Origin of the sequence: uncultured Phascolarctobacterium sp., assembly GCF_934190775.1 — a bacterium.
Lineage (GTDB): Bacteria > Bacillota > Negativicutes > Acidaminococcales > Acidaminococcaceae > Phascolarctobacterium_A.
Genome location: NZ_CAKPTG010000001.1, coordinates 16,006 through 37,955, shown reverse-complemented (window position 1 = coordinate 37,955; position 21,950 = coordinate 16,006). Strand labels below are relative to the sequence as shown.

Here is a 21,950-nt window from a genome sequence, read left to right as displayed (position 1 = left end):
TAACAGTAATTTGCTTTTACGCAATCAACAAATGTGTTATAATTAACGATACATGTCATTTTTGTGAAGAAGTTGAAATTTTTATGTGTAGGTGATGAAATGGAAATGTTTTTAGTGGCTGTGGGCTTCTATGGCATCGGCGTATTAACCATGCTGCTTCCCCACGGCATGCAGCGTGCTGCACACTGGCTTGCTAACAGCGCTGCCCTTTTTGGCAGCGCTGTCTGCGCTTATGCGGCAGGCCTGCTGCTTTTCAGCGGCGTGAGCCCCGCACCCCTGACCTGGGGCTCGTATTCTTTAGGCTGCGATGGCTGGAGCGCAGTCTTTCTGCTTTTGACCGGTATAGCCGGTGTTGTTACCAGCCTGTACGCGCTCGGTTATGCGCGTGGCTATGAGGGCAGCCGTCTGCGTCTTTTGGGCGGTATGTGGTGCCTGTTCATCATGTCTATGGTGCTGGTGCTGCTGGCCGGTGATGCCTTCAGCTTCCTGCTTTTCTGGGAGATTATGGCCGTAGCCTCCTTTATGCTGGTTAACCATGAATCCGAAAAGCGTGCTACCTGGAATGCTGCCTATCAGTATCTGGTTATGACCAGCGTCGGTACGGCGGCGATTATGATTGCCTTTTTGCTGACAGGCTCTGCCAGCGAGGGCTTCAGCTTTGCTGCTATGGCCAAGAATACATTGGAAGGCAGCTGGCAGCATCTTGTTTTTGTCTGTGCCTTTGCCGGCTTTGCTTTGAAGGCCGGTCTGGTGCCGCTGCATGTTTGGCTGCCTAAGGCGCATCCGGCAGCACCCAGTCACGTTTCCGCGCTGATGAGCGGTGTTATGCTGAAGATTGCGCTTTACGGCTTCGGTCGTTTTATGTTCAGCTTTTTGCCTGCCTGGAATTACTGGTGGTGCGTTGCTGTACTGCTGGCAGGCGTAGTATCCGCATTTTTGGGCGTACTTTACGCTCAGATGGAAACGGATATCAAGCGCGTGCTTGCTTACTCCTCCGTGGAAAATATGGGCGTAATTTTTGCTGCCTTCGGCTGCGGTATGCTGATGAAGGCTTCCAGCAGCAGCTTTTATATGATTGGCTTTGTGGCAGCTTTGGTACATGCCTTTAACCACAGCATTATGAAGGTGCTGATGTTTATGTGTGCCGGCAGTATTATGCACGGTACCGGCAGCAAGAACCTGGAGCTGTTCGGCGGCCTCGCACGCAAAATGCCGTATACCGCTGTCTTTGCTTTCGTCGGCTCGCTGGCACTCGCCGCTATTCCGCTGACAAACGGCTTTACCGGTGAATGGCTGGTGCTGCAGAGCTTTATCAGCTTGGGCACAAGCTGCGCCGGTCAGGATATCCGCCTGTGGACGGCGGTGTCCTTTGTTCTGCTAGGCTTTACCGGAGCACTGGCTCTCGGCTGCTTTGTACGCTTCTTCGGCATCACCTTCCTGGGCCGTGCTCGCAGTGAAATTGTGGAGTATGCGCACGAATCCGATAAATTTATGCTCGCTGCTATGGGCGTTGCATCTGTTTTAGTTGTTGCTTGCGGTCTTTATCCGCTGCCTGTTGTACGTGCAGCACTGCTGGCATTGGGCATGCCTGTCGCACCTGATGCCTTCGGTATGAATCTGGCGTGGACCGGTGTCGGGACTGCTGTCTGCTACAAGCCGCTGCTGCTGCTTGCGTTATTGCTTGTGTTGGGCGTAGTGCTGTGGCTGGCTGTTAAGAATTGCTTTGTTGTGGAGGATGTTACCTGGAACTGCGGTACCTATCCGACGCAGCGTCAGCAGTATTCCGCAACCGGCTTCAGTAAGCCTGTACGCCGTGCATTCGATTATCTGCTGAAGCCTAAGCGTCAGGTAACCTACATGCGCAAGGAGCATGCTTACTTCGGCCGTCAGCTTTCCTACAAGCTGGAAATTCCCGATATGATTACGGAAAAGCTCTATCAGCCGCTGCAGAAGCATTTTGTAAGTGTTTCCAATTTCCTGCGCCGTTTGCAGCAGGGCAGTGTGCGTTTATATGTTGCCTATGTTATGGTGGCAATGATGTTGGTACTGGTATGGGGGGCGCTTTATAAATGATTTTAGAGAATGAATTATTACAGCTGGCCCTCGGTATGGCGCAGGCAGCTTTGCTGCTTTTGTGCGCTCCTCTGGTAACCGGCATTGTTAAAAAGGTAAAGGCCTGGATGCAGAACCGTATCGGCAGCAGCATCTGGCAGGAATATTACGATATCCGCAAATGGTGGGGCAAGCCTACTATGCTTACTCCTTATACCAGCATCACCTTCCGTCTGGCACCCTGCGTATATTTTCTGACGACCTTTGCGGCAGCTTGCATGCTGCCGGGCTTCTTAGGCGGTCAGGCCGGCTTCGGCGACGTTTTTGTATTTGTTTATCTGTTGGCCTTGGGACGCTTCTTTATGGCAGTTTCCTCAATGGATGCAGCCACCGCCTTCGGCGGCATGGGCGGAAGCCGTGAGGTTTATGTGGCAGCCTTCGTTGAGCCTGTGGCAATGCTGGCCGTGCTTTCCAACGTGCTGCACACCAACAGCACCTCGCTGGCAGGCATGAGCCTGCGTATGGATGAGGTCAACCTGACGGTAGCAGGCGTGCTGACCTGCATTGCCTTCTTCCTGGTATTGCTGGCAGAAAACAGCCGTATCCCGGTTGATAACCCCGATACTCATCTGGAGCTGACGATGATCCATGAATGTATGACACTGGAATATTCCGGCCGTCTGCTGGCGCTCATCCATTGGGCAAGCCAGCTCAAGCTGCTGGTATTTTTGGTGCTCTTCGCTATGCTGTATCTGCCACTGGATTTGCCGGTAGTGCTGAAGGTGCTTATCGGTGCGGTAGCAGTAGGCGTAGTAGAAACCTTGAACAATAAAATGCGCCTATTCAAGGTGCGTGTATATCTGGCCGCAGCGGGCCTGATGCTGCTGTTGGCAGTAGTGGCACAGTAAGGAGGTAACGATGGAATATTTGGTTGTAAGTTTAATGTTTATCGTTTTCCTGCAGACGCGCTTTGTGGAGCTGCGCCGTGCAACTCTGTGCCTGGCGCTGCAGTCTGCACTGATTGCGGCAGCCTGCCTTGTTGTAGGCATGAGCCATGGCAGCGGTCTGCATGCCTGGCTGCCCGGTGTGCTGACGATTGCCGTTAAGGTACTCTTTATTCCCTACGCTATTTTGCGCGTGGTAAATCAGCTGCGCGATGAGCGTGAAATTGTCAGCGATATCAATGTTAACTATTCCACTGCTTTTGCAGCCTGCAGTCTGGCACTCGGCTACATGGTAATTGACGGTCTGCTGCCGCAGGCAGAGGGACGCGATATTTTAGCGACCTCTATGTTTATGATTATGACCGGTTTGGCGCTGATTGTTATGCGCAGCCGTGCCATTATGCAGATGATTGGCCTGATTACCTTGGAAAACGGCATTTACCTGCTCGGTCTGATTATGACGGAAGGCTTGCCACTGATTATCGAGCTGGGCATTTTCCTGGATGTGCTGATTGCTGTTGTTATTCTTGTTATTTTAACCTCGCGTCTGCGTCTGTCGTTTAAAACGACGGATACAAATGTGCTGGACAAGCTGAAAGGGTAGGGGATGTAATGTTAACATATATTTTGATACTGTTATGCCTGCCACCCTTGTGCGCGGTGCTGGCACTGGCTGCGGGCTTCGGCAATAATATCCTGCATTGGCTGCACCGCCTGACGGCAACTGCGGTAGGTGTGTGCGTAGCGCTGATGGCAAAGTCCTTTAATCCAGCTGTGCCCTATGTAGACGATTATTTTTACATTGATGCGCTGAATATGTGGGTAATCATTATCATTACCACACTTTATCTGGCAGCAACCTGGACTGCGCGTAATTATCTTACGCGTGAGGAGCGCTGCGGCGTGCTTAAGGGCGAGCAGCTGCAGACCGGCCGTTACTTTGCGCTGATGCAGCTTTTCTGCTGGACGATGTTCATCGTACTGCTAGTAAAAAACCTAGGCCTGATGTGGGTTGCCATCGAAGCGACAACCTTAGTCAGTGCGCTGCTCATTTCCTTTAAATTCACCCGCGCTGCTTTGGAGGCAACGTGGAAATATATCATGGTTTGTACCGTCGGCATCTGCCTAGCACTTTTGGGTACACTGGTGCTGTATTATGCACAGCTTGATGCTTTGGGCGGCGAAAAGGCGCTCAGCTGGCTGTATTTGCATGAGCATGCCAACAGCCTGAACCCGGCAATGACCAAGCTGGCACTGCTGTTTATCGTTATCGGCTACGGTACGAAGGCAGGCATGGCGCCGATGCATACCTGGCTGCCGGATGCCTATGCCGAGGCTCCGTCACTGACCAGCGGTATGCTGAGCGGTGCGCTCTGCAGCTGTGCGATTTATGTGCTGCTGCGTAATCTGGTTATCCTGCTGCCGACAGCAGGCGCTGCGATGATGAGCAGCATGCTGCTGTTCTTTGCTGTGCTGACTGTGGCCATTGCGGTACCGTTCGTTGTTGTACAGCGTGACGTTAAGCGTATTCTGGCTTATTCCTCCATGGAAAACATCGGCATTATGGTTGCCGGTATCGGCGTATTTTCCGCTTTTTCCCTGAAGGCTGTAATGCTGCATATGTACAGCCATGCGATGATTAAGTTCGTGCTGTTCTATATCGCCGGTACCATTATCCAGGAATATCAGACTCGTAATATGATGCGTATTCACGGTATGATTAAGGATGTACCGCATACCGCGACCTTCTGGCTTTTGGGTATGCTGGGCATTTTGGGCCTGCCGCCGATGGGCCTTTTCTTCAGTAAGTTTTACATTATGGCGTCCATGTTCCGTGAGGGACATTGGGTAGCAGGCAGCTTGCTGATTATCCTGCTGGCCGGTGTGCTGATTGGTATTTTGTACCACGGCATGCGTATGCTGTGCGATAAATCGAAGCGTCAGCCCTTGGGCGATTTGCTGGGCGTGACCGACGTATCTGTGCTGGCTGTGCTGCTGCTTTTGACCTGCGTAGTGGGCGCCGGCTTTGAAAATATTCCCTGGCTCAACAATCTGCTGAACCAGGCTGTGCAGATTATAGGAGGCTGAGATAATGCTAGTTAAACCGGAAAATTTGCGTGGTGCTGCCAATATCTGCAGTGACAGCGGCAAGCGTCCGCTGGCTGCTATGTTCGGCGCAGACGAAACGCTGCAGGGCGGCGGTCTGGCCATCTACTGCCTGTTCTATAATGCTGCCAAACGCGATATCGATGTTTTGAAGGCTCCGTTCCCCGCGGACGGTCCGCTGGAATATCAGTCGCTGACTACGCTGCTGCCGGCGGCTGCCTGGTATGAGCGCGAGCTGCATGATATGTTCGGCTTCGAGCCGCAGGGACATCCAGATATGCGTCCGCTGGTGCTGCATGAAAGCTTTCCCGAAGGCTTCCATCCGCTGCTGAAAAAATATCCCAAGGATTATGATGCACGCGGACAGCGTGAATACGAAATGCTTACCTCGCAGGGCGAAGGCCTCTTTGAGGTTCCTGTAGGTCCTATCCATGCAGGCATCATCGAGCCCGGTCACTTCCGTTTCAGCCAGGCCGGTGAGGCTATGCTGCAGCTGGATGCCAAGCTGTTCTTTACCCACCGTGGTATTGAAAAGGCTGTCGAAGGCCTTACGCCGATGGAAGCACTGCCGATTGTAGAACGCATCTGCGGTGCCTGCAGTGTAGCCAATACGCTGAGCTTCTGTCAGGCGGTAGAAAAATGCTCGGAGGCAGAGGTGCCTTACCGTGCCTGGTTAATCCGTACGTTGGCTGCGGAGATGGAGCGCTTGTATAACCATGTGGGCGATACGGGCAATATCTGCGCCGGTGTCGGCTTCTCGCCTGTAATCAGCATGGGTACGCGTCTGAAAGAGTATCTGATGCAGCTTAACGAAATGCTGGCAGGCAACCGCTTCCTGCGCGGTCTGATTATCCCCGGCGGTGTGCAGTACGATGTTACTGACGCGATGCTGGAGGAGGTTGAGGACGTACTGCGTGAGGTAGAGGCTGTTTATGCCGATATGGTGCATATCATGTGGGAGCAGGCGAACTTCGTCAACCGTATCCGTACCACTGGCAGAGTGCGTCCGGAAACTGCCTTTGATCTGGCGATGGTAGGCGTGGGTGCGCGTGCCAGCGGCAGTACCCGTGACAGCCGCAAGGATATCGGCTACGGTATTTATGATGAGCTTGATTTTGATGTGATTACGGAAACAGCGGGCGATGTTGAAGCGCGTATCAAGGTGCGTATCGGAGAGGTTGCCCAAAGCCTGAAGCTGGTGCGTCAGCTTATCAGCAAGCTGCGTCGCAACGCGGAAACGCAGCTGGCGGTTGAGCTGGGCGAGCTTAAGCAGGAGGAAGGTCATTTTACCTGGGGCATCAGTGAATCTGCCCGCGGTGATAATCTGCACTGCCTGCTGCTGGACAAGGAAGGCCGCATAGACCGCCTGTTTGTGCGCAGTGCCTCCTATCCTAACTGGCCGGCGCTGACTGTGGCGGTACAGGGGGACATCATCCCGGACTTCCCGTTGATTAATAAAAGCTTTGAGTTATGCTATGCCTGCATAGACCGCTAAGGAGGTGGCAAGATGTTAAAAATGCTGGAGGCAATTTTTCACGGAAAGATTGCTACCGAAAATATTGATACTACGGGCCACAAGCGTCTGCGCGGTCAGCTGCAGTGCGACGGCAGCTGCGACGGCTGTGGTGCCTGTGCCGCTGCCTGCCCGGTCGGCGCTGTGAGCGTGGCTGACGGTAAAGCAAAAATAGATTACAGTAAGTGCGTTTTCTGCGGCCGCTGTGTGGAGGCCTGCGCGCGTAAAGCGCTGGTGCACACGAACCATGATGCTTTGGCGCAGATTCTGGTTGATAGTGCCGTTGAGGTCAGCGAGGCAGTCACAGCGAAGCTGGGACGTTCACTGCATGTACGTCATCTTGACGCCGGCAGCTGCAATGCCTGCGATTTTGAGCTGGGTGCGATGAGCAATCCTGTTTATGATTTGCACCGTTACGGTATCGCCTTCGTTGCTTCTCCGCGTCATGCGGATATGCTGATGGTGACCGGCGTAGTTACGCGCAACCTGGAGCAGGCGCTGCGTATGACCTATGACGCAATGCCTGAGCCGAAAATGGTGATGGCTTGCGGTGCCTGTGCCTGTGGCGGCGAAACCTATGGCAGCACTTATGCTGTTGTAGGGCGTGCAGCTGACGTGGTGCCGGTTGATATTGCTGTGCCTGGATGCCCGCCGCGACCGGCTGCGATTATTGTGGCTTTGTGTGCTGCGGCAGATATGCTGAAGGAAAGAATGTAACCTTGTTTTAAAAAAGAATTAATCAGTATTTTATTACACTGATTAATTCTTTTTTTGCATTTCTATACTTGTACTCTGCTGTAATACGTGATAATATATAGAAAATCAGTTACGTTCGATAAACTGATATGGGGAATACAAATGAGGGGGTTTGAAAAATGATTGTTTTTAGACCGGCAACTTTCAGCGATGTAGAACATATACACAAATTGCTGAATTATTATGCAAAGGAAGGCTTGATGCTGCCACGTGCGCGTAATTCGATTTATGAGAATCTGCGTGATTATATTTTAGCGGTGGAAAATAACCGTCTGTTGGGCTGCGGTGCGCTGCATTTTGTCTGGGACCGCTTTGCGGAAATACGCTCGTTGGCGGTGGAACCGAGTCTGCAGAAAACAGGTATAGGTCGTCAGCTGGTGGAACATTTGGAAAAGGAGGGCATTGAGCGCGGAGTGACGATGTTTTTCACTCTGACCTATCAGCCGGGATTTTTTGCCAAGTGCGATTATATTGAAACGGCGAAGGATAAGCTGCCGCAGAAGGTATGGAAGGAATGCGTGTATTGTCCGCAGTATCCGTATTGCAATGAGATTGCTTTTATCAAGACAACGGTTGATTACGAGCCGTCGCAAATTAAGTTTTAAATTTTAAGAGCTTCCGGGCGCGTTTTGTCATTGCTGATGATGATGCGCTGCGGGCAGCTCTTTTATTTTTGGGCGTGTAATGTTACAATAATCAAATAGAGTAGAAAAATCGCACGGTGGTTTTGCTGCTGCGGTGTCAGATAAATTTACGGAAAAGAGGTTGAACTTATGAAATTATATTCCTGGAATGTTAACGGTTTGCGTGCCTGCATGACAAAGGGCTTTGCTGAATTTTTGCAGGAGGCAGCGCCGGATATTATTTGTCTGCAGGAAACGAAGATGCAGCGTGAGCAGGCGGATTTTGTGTTCCCTGGCTATGAGGAGTATTGGAACAGTGCGGAGCGCAAGGGCTACAGTGGTACTGCTGTTTTTACGAAGGTTAAGCCTTTGGCTGTTACCTATGGCCTGGGACAGGAGGAGCACGATAAGGAAGGGCGTGTGATTACGCTGGAGTTTGAGAGCTTTTATCTGGTGACGGTGTATACGCCGAATTCCAAGGATGGCTTGGCGCGTCTTGATTACCGCATGGTGTGGGAGGATGTGTTCCGTGCCTATCTGCAGGAGCTGGATGCGAAGAAGCCGGTTGTTGTCTGCGGTGATCTGAATGTGGCGGCTGAGGAGATTGATTTGAAGAATCCCAAGACTAACCGCAAGAATGCGGGCTTTACGGATGAGGAGCGCGCTAAGTTCCGTGAGCTGAAGGCGGCAGGCTTTACGGACAGCTTCCGTTATCTGCATCCGGAGGAGGTTAAGTACAGCTGGTGGAGCTATCGCTTTAAGGCGCGCGAGAAGAATGCTGGTTGGCGTATTGATTATTTTGTGGTTTCGGACAGGATTGCGGATAAGCTGCAGAGTGCGGAGATTCACAATGAGGTTTTCGGCAGCGATCATTGTCCGGTAAGTGTTGAACTGGATGTGTAAGGGTTAATTCTGGCATCGCAATTGTATATCGTTTCAATCAGAGCAATTTCTTAACGCAAATTTCGTGTGCAACCAAGACGAAGTGCCGCAAAACTCGCGCTATGCTGACAAATGCTACTATAAAAATTAGGCATAGCGCTCAGACATTGCGCCCCTTCTGTGATTCCAGACACTCATTTGCTAAAATTGCTATTCATTACACGATATAGCAATTGCTCGTTTGCTGCTTAGATTAGTATAGTTATGTTTCTAGTGTTTTACAGTTGGTGATGAACATGGATTTTAAAATTCAGGCTCCGTTTGAGCCGGCAGGCGACCAGCCGCAGGCGATTGCCAAGCTGGCGGATGGCGTGGAGCAGGGCCTGCGCACGCAGGTGCTGTTGGGCGCAACGGGTACGGGCAAGACGTATACGATTGCGCAGGTAATCAATAAGGTGCGCAAGCCGACTTTGGTGATTGCGCATAATAAGACGCTGGCGGCACAGCTGGCGAGTGAGCTGAAGGCCTTCTTCCCGGAGAATGCGGTGGAATATTTTGTTTCGTATTACGATTATTATCAGCCGGAGGCGTATATTCCCCAGTCGGATACTTATATCGAGAAGGATGCTTCAATTAACGATGAGATTGATAAGCTGCGCCACAGTGCGACCAGTGCTTTGTTTGAGCGCAGGGATGTTATTATCGTAGCCAGCGTTTCCTGTATTTACGGCTTAGGCGCGCCGCAGGAGTATTATGATATGGTGCTGTCGCTGCGCTTGGGGCAGATTATCGACCGCCAGAAGATTTTGCATAAGCTGGTGGAGATTCAGTATACGCGTAATGATATTGATTTTAAGCGTGGCACCTTCCGTGTGCGCGGTGATGTGATTGAGGTTATTCCTGCGGCCTACGGCGAGAAGGCTGTGCGCATTGAAATGTTCGATGACGAGGTTGACCGCATTGTGGAATTTGATGTGCTGACGGGCGAGATTCTGGCGCAGCGCAACCATGTGGCAATATTCCCGGCGAGCCACTATGTTACGAGCCGTGAAAACCTTGAACGCGCGATGACGGATATCCGCGAGGAGCTGGAAGAACGTCTGGATGAGCTGAATAAGCATGGCAGATTGCTGGAGGCGCAGCGTCTGGAGCAGCGCACGAATTACGATTTGGAAATGATGCAGGAGATGGGCTACTGCTCCGGCATCGAAAACTATTCAAGGCATCTGGCAGGGCGCAAGGCCGGTGAGCCGCCGTTTACGCTGGTAAATTATTTCCCCAAGGATTTTTTGCTGGTGGTGGATGAGTCGCACGTAACGCTGCCGCAGATTCGCGCTATGTACGCCGGTGACCGCTCACGTAAGGAGATGCTGGTGGAGCATGGCTTCCGCCTGCCTTCGGCCTATGATAACAGACCGCTGACCTTTGACGAATTTCAGGCGCAGATTAAGCAGGCAATTTATGTTTCGGCTACGCCGGCGAAGTATGAGCTGGAGCAGGCGGACAAGGTAGTTGAGCAGATTATCCGCCCGACCGGACTGCTGGACCCGCAGATTGAAATCCGCCCGATTAAGGGACAGATTGACGATTTACTGGGCGAAATCAATAAGGTTGCCGCTGCAGGCGAGCGTGTGCTGGTGACTACGCTGACGAAGCGTATGGCGGAGGACCTGACGGAATATCTGAAGCAGGCAGGCGTGCGTGTGCGCTATCTGCATTCGGAAATCGCCACGATTGAGAGAGCGGAGATCATTGACAGCCTGCGTGCCGGTAAGTTTGATGTGCTGGTAGGCATCAACCTGCTGCGTGAAGGTCTTGATTTGCCGGAGGTATCGCTGATTGCGATTCTGGATGCCGATAAGGAAGGCTTTTTGCGCAGTGATACGGCGATGATTCAGACTATCGGACGTGCTGCGCGTAATGCGCACGGTCGCGTTATTATGTATGCCGACCGTATTACCGACAGCATGCAGCGCGCGATAGACGAAACCAACCGCCGCCGTGAAAAGCAGCAGGCGTACAATGAGGAGCACTGCATTACGCCGAAGACGATTTACAAGGAGCAGCGCCAGCTGATTAAACTGACGAAGGTGGCAGATACAGAAGAAGCCGAAGCCTATGGCAGCAGCAAGAAGCTGAAGCAGAAATCAACTAAGGAGCTGAACACGCTGGCCCGTGAGTTGGAAAGACGGATGCAGGAGTCGGCCAAGGCGTTGGACTTCGAGGCGGCGGCCGAGCTGCGTGACCAGCTGATTATCGTCAAAGGACAGCTGGGACAGAAGCTGGTGCCGAAGAAAAAGAAAAAATAAACGCTGACACAGAAGTTTGACTTTTCCTGTTTGGCGTTATATAATATACAAGATATTTTTATTCAAATTCTGTGAAGCGGAGCAGTAATCTGCAGTATCTTTCAGAAAGTCGGCGGTTGATGCGAGCCGGCAGTTAGGGCAGATGAACTCACCGTGAAGAAGCCGCAAGGAAATGTGCGGACGTGATGCTGCGTTAAGGCTAATTGAGTGGCGGCTGTAGCCGCAATCAGGGTGGTACCGCGAATTTTTCGTCCCTGACCTTCTTTAAGGTCGGGGATTTTTTATTTTCGACCAACAATAATACCTGGGAGGTAATGAAATGATTCAAGAAAAGTATGCTCCCCATGATATTGAAGCTAAATGGCAAAAATATTGGGAAGAAAACAAAACCTTTAAAGTAGAGATGGATAAGGATAAGCCTAAATCCTATGTTCTGGAAATGTTCCCCTATCCGTCCGGCAACCTGCATATGGGCCATGTACGTAACTATTCCATCGGCGACGTAATCGCACGTTTCCGTACCATGAAGGGCTTCAACGTTCTGCATCCGATGGGCTGGGACTCCTTTGGTATGCCTGCTGAAAACGCTGCTATCAAACACAACATTCCGCCTAAAAAATGGACTCTGGAAAACATCGCCAACATGACTCGCCAACTGAAGGCTCTTGGCCTTTCCTACGATTGGGACCGCGAGGTTACTACCTGCAAGGAAGATTATTACAAATGGACTCAATGGTTCTTTGAGCTGTTCTACAAACGCGGTCTGGCAGTTAAAAAGGAATCTGCCGTAAACTGGTGCGACACCTGTAACACCGTATTGGCTAACGAGCAGGTTATTGACGGCAAATGCTGGCGCTGCGACCATGAGGTTGTTAAAAAGGATTTGAGCCAATGGTTCTTCAAAATTACCGATTACGCTGATGAGCTGTTAAAGGATCTTGACCTGCTGCCGGGCTGGCCCGAGCGCGTAAAAACCATGCAGCACAACTGGATCGGCCGCAGCGAAGGCTTGGAATTCTCCTTTGAAATCCCGGCATTGAACGATACTGTTGCTGTTTACACCACCCGTCCGGATACTGCTTACGGCGTAACCTTCATGGCTCTGGCTGCAGAGCATCCGCTGATTAAAAAGATTTGCGAAAACAATCCGAAGGCTGACGAAATCAACGCTTTCTGCGAGCGTGTACGCAATCAGTCCGAAATTGAACGTACCTCCAGCGAATCCGAAAAAGAGGGCGTATTCACCGGCGTATACTGCATCAACCCGTTCACCGGCCGCAAGGTAGAAATCTGGGTAACCAACTATGTACTGTATGATTACGGTACCGGCGCTGTTATGGGCGTTCCTACCGGTGACCAACGTGACTGGATGTTTGCAGACAAATACGGCATTGAAAAAATCGTTACCATTTGCCCAATCGGCAAAGAGCTGAAGCTGGAAGAAATGACCTGCGCTTACGAAGAAAAAGAAGGCATGCTGGTTAACTCCGGCGAATTCACCGGCATGGAAATGCATAAGGCTATGAGCGCTATCATGGACAAGGCTGAAGCTGAAGGCTTCGGTAAACGCCGTGTAAACTATCGTCTGCGCGATTGGCTGATCAGCCGTCAGCGTTATTGGGGCGCTCCGATTCCTATCATTTACTGCCCGCACTGCGGCGAGGTTCTGGTTCCGGAAGACCAACTGCCGGTTCGCCTGCCTGAGGATGTAAGCTTCACTGCCGGTGCTAAATCTCCGCTGGCAACCTCCGAGGAATTCGTTCACTGCAAATGCCCGAAATGCGGTGCTGACGCAACCCGTGAAACCGATACCATGGACACCTTCCTGTGCTCCTCCTGGTACTATCTGCGTTATACCGACGCACACAACGACAAGATGCCGTTTGACAAGGAGCTCAATAACTATTGGGGTCCTGTAGATCAATATATCGGCGGTATTGAGCATGCTATTCTGCATCTGCTGTATTCCCGCTTCTTTGTAAAGGTTCTGCGTGACGCAGGCCTGGTTGATTATGATGAACCGTTCAGCAACCTGCTGACTCAGGGCATGGTAATCAAAGACGGTGCTAAGATGAGTAAATCTCTGGGCAACGTTGTTTCTCCTGAAGAAATTCTTTCCAAATACGGTGCCGATACTGCGCGTCTGTTCATCCTCTTTGCTGCTCCGCCTGAAAGAGAGCTGGAGTGGAGCGACCAGGGCGTTGAAGGTTCCTTCCGCTTCCTGAACCGTATCTGGCGTATCGTACAAGCTTTTGAAGCTGTTCTGGCACAAAAGGTTACCGAATATGATCACAGCAACCTGAGCGAAGCAGACAAGGACCTGCGTCGTGTACTGCATGGCAGCATTAAGAAGGTTACCAACGATATCGAAACCCGCTTCAACTTCAACACTGCTATTTCCACTATGATGGAACTGGTTAACGCTCTCTATGCTTATAAAGAAGCTGTTAAAGAGCCGAATGCAGGTCTGGTTTACGAAGCAATTTCCGACCTCATCAAGATGATGAGCCCGTTTGTTCCGCATATCACCGAAGAGCTGTGGCGCGGTGCTATCGATGCCAATAGCAGCGTACATGAACAAAGCTGGCCTGAGTGCGATGAAGAAGCACTGAAGGTTGACAATGTAGAAATCGTTCTGCAGGTTAACGGCAAGGTTCGCGGTCGTCTGACTGTTCCGGCTGAAGCTACCAAAGAAGAGCTGGAGAAGATCGCTATGGCTGACGCTAACGTTCAGGCTCACATCGGCGATGCGACCGTACGTAAGGTTATTTGCGTACCCGGCCGTCTGGTAAACATCGTAGCGAAGTGACACCCGATTTGTAACGAGCGTAAGCGAAGTTAGAAATCGAAAAGGTGGAACGAATCCCCGTTGCGACCGAACAGGGAGCAAGAAGAGGGGAAAAATAAAAGTAAAAATAAAATTTGTCGCGAGTTTTAGTATTACTGGCCACTAACCACTAATAACTAACTGCGACCACCGCAGTTACAGCTGTCCTGCAGCAGGCAGTTCCCGCAGACTGTAGCGCGGACAAAAAAATAAGCAGTGCATGTCAGCAATGACATTATTTAGTAGTACTAAATAACGCTTACATTTTCAGAGTCTCTGAGAATAACGTAATTGTTATTCTTGGGGGCTCTTTTTGTTTTTTTGTGATGTTTATTCAGCGATTAATTTAAAGGAGGCTCCCCTAGGGGGGAGCTGTCACCCGCAAGGGTGACTGAGAGGGGATAGCGTTCAGAAAGAGTTCAAACAATAGAACCCCTCTCCGCCTCGACAAGCTCGGCACCTCTCCCCGAGGAGAGGCTCAGTCTACTGTTGTACGTCATATGAGAGGCTCCCCTAGGGGGGAGCTGTCACCCGTAAGGGTGACTGAGAGGGGATAGAGTTCAGAAAAAAGTTGCACAAAAAAACCCTCTCCGCCTCGACAAGCTCGGCACCTCTCCCCGAGGAGAGGCTCAGTCTGCTGTTGTATGTTAAAGAGGCTCCCCTAGGGGGGAGCTGTCACCCGCAAGGGTGACTGAGAGGGGATAGAGTTCAGAAAAAAGTTGCACAGAAAAACCCCTCTCCGCCTCGACAAGCTCGGCACCTCTCCCCGAGGAGAGGCTCGGTCTGCCGATGCACGTCATATGAGAGGCTCTTTAAGATAGGCTCTATTTTTGTTCTAAAATATTTTTTCCCAACACCCTAAGGAGGTATCCCCATGCAAGCAAAAGTAAAAAAACTGATTTTCATCGCCGTTCTCCTCACAGGCTGCATCATCACCAGCCTTATAAGCACTAATGACAAAGCAAAAGCGTTGCCTGGCGACAGCATCCTGCAGAGCGCGCAAAGTGCTGTCACATCAAAAGCAGCGCAGGCAAAAATAGTACGCGTGCAGGTGAGCGGCGCCGTGCTGGAGCCGGGAATTTACGATGTGCCTGCCAGCTGCAGAGTGGAAGAAGCTATTGCTGCTGCCGGAGGCCTGACGGAAAATGCCGACAGCGAACGTGTCAACCTGGTGCGTAAGGTGCGCGATGGCATGCAGATAAGAGTACCGGTGCAGAAGGCTGCACGGACAAGCAGAACGCAGAGGAAAAAGGCTCAGGTAAAGTCCGATTTAGGTGAGAGTGCGTTAGGAAAGTCAGGCAGTACTAAAGCAGGCGCAGAAAAAAATAACTCTGCAGTGCAGAGCGTGCGCATTAATAGCGCGAGCGCCAGTGAGCTGCAGCAGCTGCCGGGCATTGGCCCGGCGCTGGCGCAACGCATTGTGGAAACAAGAAAAAACGGGCGCTTTACCAGTGCAGATGATTTGCTGCGCGTGCCGGGAATCGGTAAAGCTAAGCTGGCAAAGCTGCGTGATTATGTGGAGGTAGACTAGTGCAGCAGAAAATACGTTATTTACGCTTATTTTTACCGCTCATACTACTTTGTATATTATCCTTTCGCCTGCTAAACATGCCACCGTCCGCTGAGCAGCAGCTTGCTGCCTGCTTCGGGCGGCAGCTGGTTGTGCAGGGCGCGGTGGAACCTTTGAGCGTGCGCCGGCAGGATGGCTTTAGTAGTGCAATTCTGCGTTGTCAAAAGGTGTATAGCGATACGGAGCTTGCTTACAGCGGACGTTTGCGCGTGAGCGTGAAGGGCGAGCTGCCGCAGGCAGGCTGTGTGGTGCTTAAGGGGACGTTGGAGCAACTGGACAGCCTGCGTAACCCCGGCGGCTTTGATGCTGCCAGCTATAACAGGGTGCAGGAGCTGGGCGGACGTTTGAGCAAGGCGCAGCTGCTAAAGACAGAGCCGCAGGTTTGGTGGTGGCAGCGCTTTGCCTTGTGGAATAAAAAGCTGAGCGAGCGCATGGAAGCAGCTGCCGGTGGTGAATATGGGGCGCTGCTGAGCGGTATGGTGCTTGGCGGCAGCAGCAGGCTGGATGAAGAAACACGTGAGCTGTTTACGGATAATGGTCTGGCACATCTTCTTTCAGTTTCCGGTACACATATTGTGCTGCTCACAGGCCTGTTGCTTGCTTTGTTGCAGTGGGTACCGCTGCCCTGGCGTAAGGTTATGGTTATCACTTTGCTGATTGCCTATGCGTTGCTTTGCGGCTTGCGTCCGCCGGTGCTGCGGGCGCTGGCTATGAGCAGCGTCCTGCTGCTTGGCGGCAGCGGTGCGGAGCGCGGACGCTTGCTGTGCCTGGTGGCGGCGCTGTTGTTGTGCCTGCAGCCGTTATGGCTGGCCGATATCGGTTTTCAGCTATCGTTCGGGGCGGCGGCCGGTCTTTTGTGGCTACTGCCTGCATGCCAAAGGTTACTGCCGCAGGCCTTGCCTGCGCCGATAGGGGAAGCGGCAGCGGTTTCACTGGCAGCACAAATAGCTGTGTTGCCTTTGGATGTTTACTATTTTCACCAAATTTCGCTGATTGCTCTTGTAAGCAATATCGTGCTGGTGCCAGTGTTGGAAATCGCGGCGCAGTTGGCACTCGTGGGCGCACTGGTGCCTGCCTGCGGCGATTATCTGTTGCAGCTTGCTGCCTGGCTGACGGCGCAGGTGCTGACGCAGGCACGCTTTTTTGCCGCTCTGCCGTACAGCACTGTGGTTATCGGTAAGCTGCCTGCTTATTGCTTTGTGCTTTATTATGCAGCGTTATTTGTATGGGCTGATTTTTCCTGGCTGCAATTTTGGAGCAACAGGGAGCGGCGCTGCATCCTGCTTTTGCATGCCTTGCTGCTTGTCGGGACGCTTGCCTATCAGCAGTATCGCACGCTGCCGCTGGCCTGCTATTTTCTGGATGTGGGGCAGGGTGATTGCGCTGTTATCGTTACGCCCTCGCAGCATGTGGCAATTATTGATACCGGCGGCTTGAAAAATATATCGACAGCAACGCGCGTGATAACACCATTTCTGCGCTATCTGGGCAAGCGTGAGGCGGATATCCTGCTTTTGAGCCATTATGATTTTGACCATGTGGGCGCTGCGGCGGATTTGCTGCGGCAGCTGCGGGTGAAAAAGCTGCTTCTGCCTAACGAAGCACTGACGGAGGAAAGCAAAAGGGTACGGCAGAAAATTTTGGCGCAGGCCGGCAGGACGCAGGCGCATGTAGTGCAGAGCGGTGAACGCTATGCGTTGGATGATAATGCAGAGCTTGTTTTGACAGATGTACCGCAGCAGGCTGTGCCGGGAAATGAAGCCAGCACGCTGGCAGCGTTGCAGAGTGCGCAGGGCAGCGTGCTGTTTACAGGCGACATGGGGGAGGAACGCGAGCGAGGGCTGCAGCTGCAGCAGTACACTGTGCTGAAGGCAGGACATCACGGTTCGCATTACAGCAGCAGTATTGGTTTTCTGGAGCAGGTGCGCCCACGGCTGACGGTGATTTCTTGCGGACGCGGCAACCGCTACGGCCATCCGCATCAGGAAACACTGGAGCGTTTGCAGGCAATAGGCAGCAATGTTGTCAGAACAGATGAATTGGGGTGTATTAAAGTTGTTTTTGACGCAGAGGGAATAAAATGCTATGGCTACGCTGATTTACAGTGAAGCTGTTGTCAAAATATAACTTATAAGTTATAATTAAAGGAGAGAAATTAAGGAGTGAGGAAAGTGAAAAATAGTGCAGTGGGCTATGAATGGCAGGATGTCAGAAAGAATATTTTTACACCGGAAGAAATTTCCGCAAGTGATTTGCGAGTTGCTTTAATCGGGGAACTGATCAAGGCACGTCAGGATAAGGGAATAACCCAAAAGCAATTAGAGCTTTTGAGCGGAGTAAAGCAGCCTGTAATTGCCAGAATGGAAAACGGTACCTCTATTCCTAAAATCAGTACAATTTTAAAAATACTTGCACCTTTGGGCAAGACTTTAGCTATTGTACCGTTAGAAAAATAATAAGAGGGAATACAGATGGATATTAAACCGGAAAACCTGATTTCACTATTACAACAGCATAAGCCGCTGCCTCAGGCGCAGGTACTGCTTTTGTGCGGCGAGGAGGATTACTACCGCAACAGCATTATTGCCGCGCTGCCGAAATATGTTTTTGGCGATACGCCGGAGGCTGACCGCGAAATAACGGTTTTTGACAAGGACACCAATTTGTCCGGCCTGCAGGCGGCCGTCAACAGCTATCCCTTCTTCTGCGGCAAATCGCTGATTTTTCTGAAGGACGAAAAGCTGTGGGCAGCAAAGCCTGCCAAAGCAAACAGCGCTGCAGATGCGCAGGATGATACCGATTCCAAGAAAATGGAGCAGCTGGCGGCGATAGTCAGCGATGTACCGGATTATTGCCTGCTGGTCATCAGCAGTAAAAAAATGGATAAGCGGACCAAGCTTTATAAGCAGCTCAAAGCAAGTGCGCTGATTTGTCCGTGTGAGCGTATTAAGGAAAGAGAGCTTGATGACTGGCTGTATGCGCAGGCAGCAGCATACGGCGCGCATTTTACCAGAGATGCGCTGGCTGCCATCAGCGAATATATTGAGCCGGTGAAGGAAGAGATTCCCTTGGATTTGCTGCAGCAGGAAATCGGCAAGCTGGCAATTTATGCCGCAGGACGCAGGGAATGGACGGAAGATGATGTGCTGAATGTGTTCGCGCTGCTGCCCAACGCATCATCTTTTGCGCTGACCAATTATATTATGGCAGGCAAGCTGAAGCAGTGTCTGGAGCTGCTGGCGAGCGAACGCAAGCACGGAACCTATATCCTGCCGCTCAGCGCAACCGTAGCCTTTAAGCTACGTCAGGTGCTGCGCTATCTGGAGCTGAAGCGCAGAGGCTACGACCAGAAGGGCATTATGGATGAGCTGGGGATGCGCAGCCCCTATGCCTACAGATTTTTGGAGCGCGACAGCAGGCGCTTTGACGAAAAGCGTCTGACGGAAGCATTGCTGGGACTATCGGATATGAATATCAAGCTGCGTCAGGGCGGACGCGGCTACGAAAAGCTGGAGGAAATACTTGTCCGCCTGCTTGCATGATATCTTATCCTCAGAAATTAAAGCTGGACAAAAGCACTTAATATCTGCTATAATAATAGAACAGTCAACGAGGACTTTTTTGAGTAAGGAAGTAGTATGTCCATGCTTAAAAAGGTCCTTTTTCGTTTATCTTGCGGAAAATATGTAGGGAGCATTTTTCTGCAGCATGATAATTAGGGAGTATTGAGAAAGGAGGCAGCCTTATGGCTGCACTGATCATGAACAACAAAGATTTACTGTACGTAATTAAACCAGAAGAACAAAACGAAAGCACTCTGCGTGAGCTTCTGACTCTGCATCCGGAGATTCAGTTCGTATCTCTGATGGGTGTGGATTTTGCCGGTAATGATACCGACGAAAAAATCCCGATGAAGATTTTCCTTGAGGATATCGATGGCTTTTTGGCAGGCAGCGCAGCACAGACTGACGGCTCCTCCGTTGTGCTGACCGGTATCGCTACTCTGAACGATGCCCGCGTTGATATGAAGGTTGATAAAACCGTTAACTGGTTTGTTGATTATAACTATGAGCATTTTGACGCAGAAAGCGGTCGTATGATCGGTACTCTGCGCATTCCCTGCTATCTGATTCACAACGGCAATCATGTTGATTCCCGTTCTATTTTGAATGATACTCTGGCTTATGTAGAAAAAGAGATTATGGATTTGTTTGCTAAGCATCCGGTAATTGCCGGCCTGGAGCATGTAAATCCTGCTGAGATTGAAAAGCTGCTCTTCACCAGTGCTACCGAGCTGGAATTTTGGGTAAAAACTCCGCGTGAGGACGCACCGCTGGAGGCTCTGAGCTCCTCTCAGGTAATGCAGGAGCAATACTGGCAGCGTACCCGCGGCAACGTGCGTACTGCATTGGAGCAGACTATCCAGACTCTGGAGCTGTACGGTCTGGAGCCGGAAATGGGCCACAAGGAATGCGGCGGCGTTAAAGGCCAGATTGACGGTGCAGGTCATATGACTCACGTTATGGAGCAGCTGGAGGTTGACTGGAAGTTCAGCAGCGGCGTTCAGACTGCTGATAACGAGCTTTTGGCACGTATCATCGTTAAAGAAGTTTTCCGCATGAACGGCTTGGAGGTTTCCTTCCAGGCTAAACCGATTCCCGGTGTTGCAGGCAGCGGTGAACATACACATGTAGGCATTGCCGCAAAAATGAAAAACGGCAAGATTGTTAACCTGTTCTCGCCTAAGGATATGCATGAGGACTTCCTGTCCGCTGTCGGCTACGGCGCTCTCATGGGCCTTTTGAAAAACTACGAGGTAACCAATCCGTTTATCTCCTGCACCATTGACTCTCTGAACCGTCTGAAACCCGGCTTCGAGGCTCCTGTCTGCATCGTTACCAGCCTCGGTCTGAGCCCGGATAACCCGTCCCGTAACAGAACCATTCTTGCAGGCCTGATCCGTGATCTGGACAACGATAAGGCTACCCGTATCGAAATGCGTTCTCCGAACCCGTACACCAATACCTACATCGCCATTGCTGCCTTCTACCTGTCCTGCCTCGACGGCATCAAGGCTTGCGTAGAATCTGGCAAGGACCTGAAGGCTCTGGAAAAAGAAATTTCCAAGAAGGCCGGCGAAGAGGGTTTCTATCTGGATACCGACCGTCAATATCGTACTGAGGAAGATGTGTTTGAAGATTTCACTGCGGAAGAACGCAGCAAGCTGTTCGGTGAACCGCCTGCTACCGTTTGGGAAAATCTCTGCGCCTTCGAAAAATATCCGGAAAAGGTTGCCGTGCTCACCCAAGGCAATATCCTGAAGAAGGAATATATCGACTCCTTCATGCAGGGTGCGCTGATTCGCTGGAAAACCGAGCTTTTGACTCGTCTGATTCCGGAAAACTATCAGGCTGTTATCGATATGAAACGCTTGCACAATCAGGAAACCTGCACCGACTGCGACCTGGCAATGTGGCGTAAAATCCAGAACCTGCGTGCTAAGCTGGCCAAGGATTCCTTCGAAGAGAAGAGCATCTTCACTGCTATCCGCAGAGCTGTTGCCGAAGGCGACTACGATACTGTTTCCAAGCTCAAGGTTGAGATGGGAGCAACTATGGAAGAGCTCAAGACTTTGTATCACGATTACAAGCAAAATATCATCGATTAATTTATATGCTTCCTGCATGGCTGCTGTACTCAAAGTGCGGCAGCCATTTTGTTTCGTGCTTATATCAAAGTGCGACTATTGAAAAAATTATCCCTAAAACTTTCCTTTCAGCTTATTTTTTTGCATGAAACTGTTGAGTTAAGCGCTGTTTTGTGGTAAAATATCAAAGATATATTGACAGTAATATTTTCTGCTGTCCGAAGAAAGGCGATGATAGCTGTGGAGCAGGTCAAGGATGTTCCTGCCTATATTCGCCAGATGTACACGGATAATAATTTTATGACTCAATTCGGTGTGCATATTGGTGAGATAAAGTGTGGCAGTGCTGAAGTCAGCATTGACGTTGATCCGGCAAAGCATTTTAATCATCGTGACATATGTCACGGCGGAGTGATGTTGGCCTTGGCAGACTCCGTTCTGGGTGTTACCGGTGCAAGCGTGGGCGCTGTAGTGGCAACTCTTAATTTCAGCATGAATTTTATCAAAGGTGTCCATGAGCCGACTACCTTAACGGTACGAAGCCATATTAAGCATTCCGGACATTCTACGATGGTTATTGAGGCTGAAATGACTGACAGCAAAGAGCATTTAATTGGGACGATTTTAACAACGATGTTTGTCGTCGACAGATTTAAAGAGATACCCGCCAAATGGTGAGCTTGCCTGAGTTTATTTGGAAGGGAAATGACGCGGAAGACCG

Annotated in this window: 16 protein-coding genes and 1 other annotated feature; all 16 genes read left to right on the top strand. The window is 51.0% G+C overall.

The window, feature by feature from the left end:
* The first annotated feature begins 99 nt into the window (after nt 1–99).
* The 16 genes from Q0G26_RS00135 to Q0G26_RS00060 all read left to right on the top strand — a co-directional run bounded on the left by Q0G26_RS00135 (nt 100) and on the right by Q0G26_RS00060 (nt 21,907).
* The gene (locus Q0G26_RS00135; protein ID WP_293827382.1) at nt 100–2,073 is read left to right on the top strand and encodes a proton-conducting transporter membrane subunit; all 1,974 of its coding nucleotides are present in this window, start codon (nt 100–102) and stop codon (nt 2,071–2,073) included.
* Entirely contained in the window at nt 2,070–2,960 is an 891-nt protein-coding gene (locus Q0G26_RS00130; RefSeq protein WP_293827379.1) for an NADH-quinone oxidoreductase subunit H, read from the top strand. Before Q0G26_RS00135 ends, Q0G26_RS00130 begins: the two co-directional genes overlap by 4 nt.
* A 10-nt stretch (nt 2,961–2,970) precedes the next feature.
* Nucleotides 2,971–3,600: a hypothetical protein gene (locus Q0G26_RS00125; RefSeq protein WP_021720884.1), complete on the top strand. Its 630-nt coding sequence runs from the start codon at nt 2,971–2,973 to the stop codon at nt 3,598–3,600.
* A gap of 8 nt (nt 3,601–3,608) precedes the next feature.
* A complete protein-coding gene (locus Q0G26_RS00120; protein ID WP_293827375.1) occupies nt 3,609–5,084 on the top strand; it encodes a proton-conducting transporter membrane subunit in 1,476 nt (491 codons plus the stop codon).
* Nucleotides 5,085–5,088: 4 nt separating this feature from the next.
* Nucleotides 5,089–6,597: an NADH-quinone oxidoreductase subunit C gene (locus Q0G26_RS00115; RefSeq protein ID WP_293827372.1), complete on the top strand. Its 1,509-nt coding sequence runs from the start codon at nt 5,089–5,091 to the stop codon at nt 6,595–6,597.
* A gap of 12 nt (nt 6,598–6,609) precedes the next feature.
* Nucleotides 6,610–7,332, top strand: coding sequence for an NADH-quinone oxidoreductase subunit NuoB (nuoB, locus tag Q0G26_RS00110; RefSeq protein WP_293827369.1), 723 nt, complete (start codon nt 6,610–6,612; stop codon nt 7,330–7,332).
* Nucleotides 7,333–7,493: 161 nt separating this feature from the next.
* Entirely contained in the window at nt 7,494–7,976 is a 483-nt protein-coding gene (locus Q0G26_RS00105; RefSeq protein WP_366517705.1) for an N-acetyltransferase, read from the top strand.
* A 168-nt stretch (nt 7,977–8,144) separates the two neighbouring features.
* Nucleotides 8,145–8,897, top strand: a complete 753-nt coding sequence (locus Q0G26_RS00100; protein ID WP_293811147.1) for an exodeoxyribonuclease III — start codon at nt 8,145–8,147, stop codon at nt 8,895–8,897.
* A 275-nt stretch (nt 8,898–9,172) separates the two neighbouring features.
* On the top strand, nt 9,173–11,185 hold the full coding sequence (gene uvrB / locus Q0G26_RS00095) for an excinuclease ABC subunit UvrB (RefSeq protein WP_293827364.1): 2,013 nt from the start codon (nt 9,173–9,175) through the stop codon (nt 11,183–11,185).
* 62 nt (nt 11,186–11,247) lie between these two features.
* Nucleotides 11,248–11,444 (top strand) — a binding site (T-box leader).
* A 60-nt stretch (nt 11,445–11,504) separates the two neighbouring features.
* Nucleotides 11,505–13,994, top strand: a complete 2,490-nt coding sequence (gene leuS / locus Q0G26_RS00090) for a leucine--tRNA ligase (RefSeq protein WP_293827362.1) — start codon at nt 11,505–11,507, stop codon at nt 13,992–13,994.
* An 892-nt stretch (nt 13,995–14,886) separates the two neighbouring features.
* Nucleotides 14,887–15,543 (top strand): helix-hairpin-helix domain-containing protein, encoded by a 657-nt coding sequence (locus Q0G26_RS00085; protein ID WP_293827360.1) that lies wholly within the window; start codon nt 14,887–14,889, stop codon nt 15,541–15,543.
* Nucleotides 15,543–17,690, top strand: coding sequence for a DNA internalization-related competence protein ComEC/Rec2 (locus Q0G26_RS00080; RefSeq protein ID WP_293827358.1), 2,148 nt, complete (start codon nt 15,543–15,545; stop codon nt 17,688–17,690). Before Q0G26_RS00085 ends, Q0G26_RS00080 begins: the two co-directional genes overlap by 1 nt.
* A gap of 63 nt (nt 17,691–17,753) precedes the next feature.
* On the top strand, nt 17,754–18,038 hold the full coding sequence (locus Q0G26_RS00075) for a helix-turn-helix transcriptional regulator (RefSeq protein WP_040564469.1): 285 nt from the start codon (nt 17,754–17,756) through the stop codon (nt 18,036–18,038).
* A gap of 15 nt (nt 18,039–18,053) precedes the next feature.
* Nucleotides 18,054–19,124, top strand: a complete 1,071-nt coding sequence (gene holA, locus Q0G26_RS00070; protein ID WP_293827356.1) for a DNA polymerase III subunit delta — start codon at nt 18,054–18,056, stop codon at nt 19,122–19,124.
* Nucleotides 19,125–19,342: 218 nt separating this feature from the next.
* Nucleotides 19,343–21,250 carry a glutamine synthetase gene (locus Q0G26_RS00065; RefSeq protein WP_363316383.1) on the top strand — a complete coding sequence of 636 codons (1,908 nt, stop codon included), beginning with the start codon at nt 19,343–19,345 and terminating at the stop codon, nt 21,248–21,250.
* Nucleotides 21,251–21,460: 210 nt separating this feature from the next.
* Nucleotides 21,461–21,907: a PaaI family thioesterase gene (locus Q0G26_RS00060; protein ID WP_293808257.1), complete on the top strand. Its 447-nt coding sequence runs from the start codon at nt 21,461–21,463 to the stop codon at nt 21,905–21,907.
* Nucleotides 21,908–21,950 lie beyond the last annotated feature (43 nt).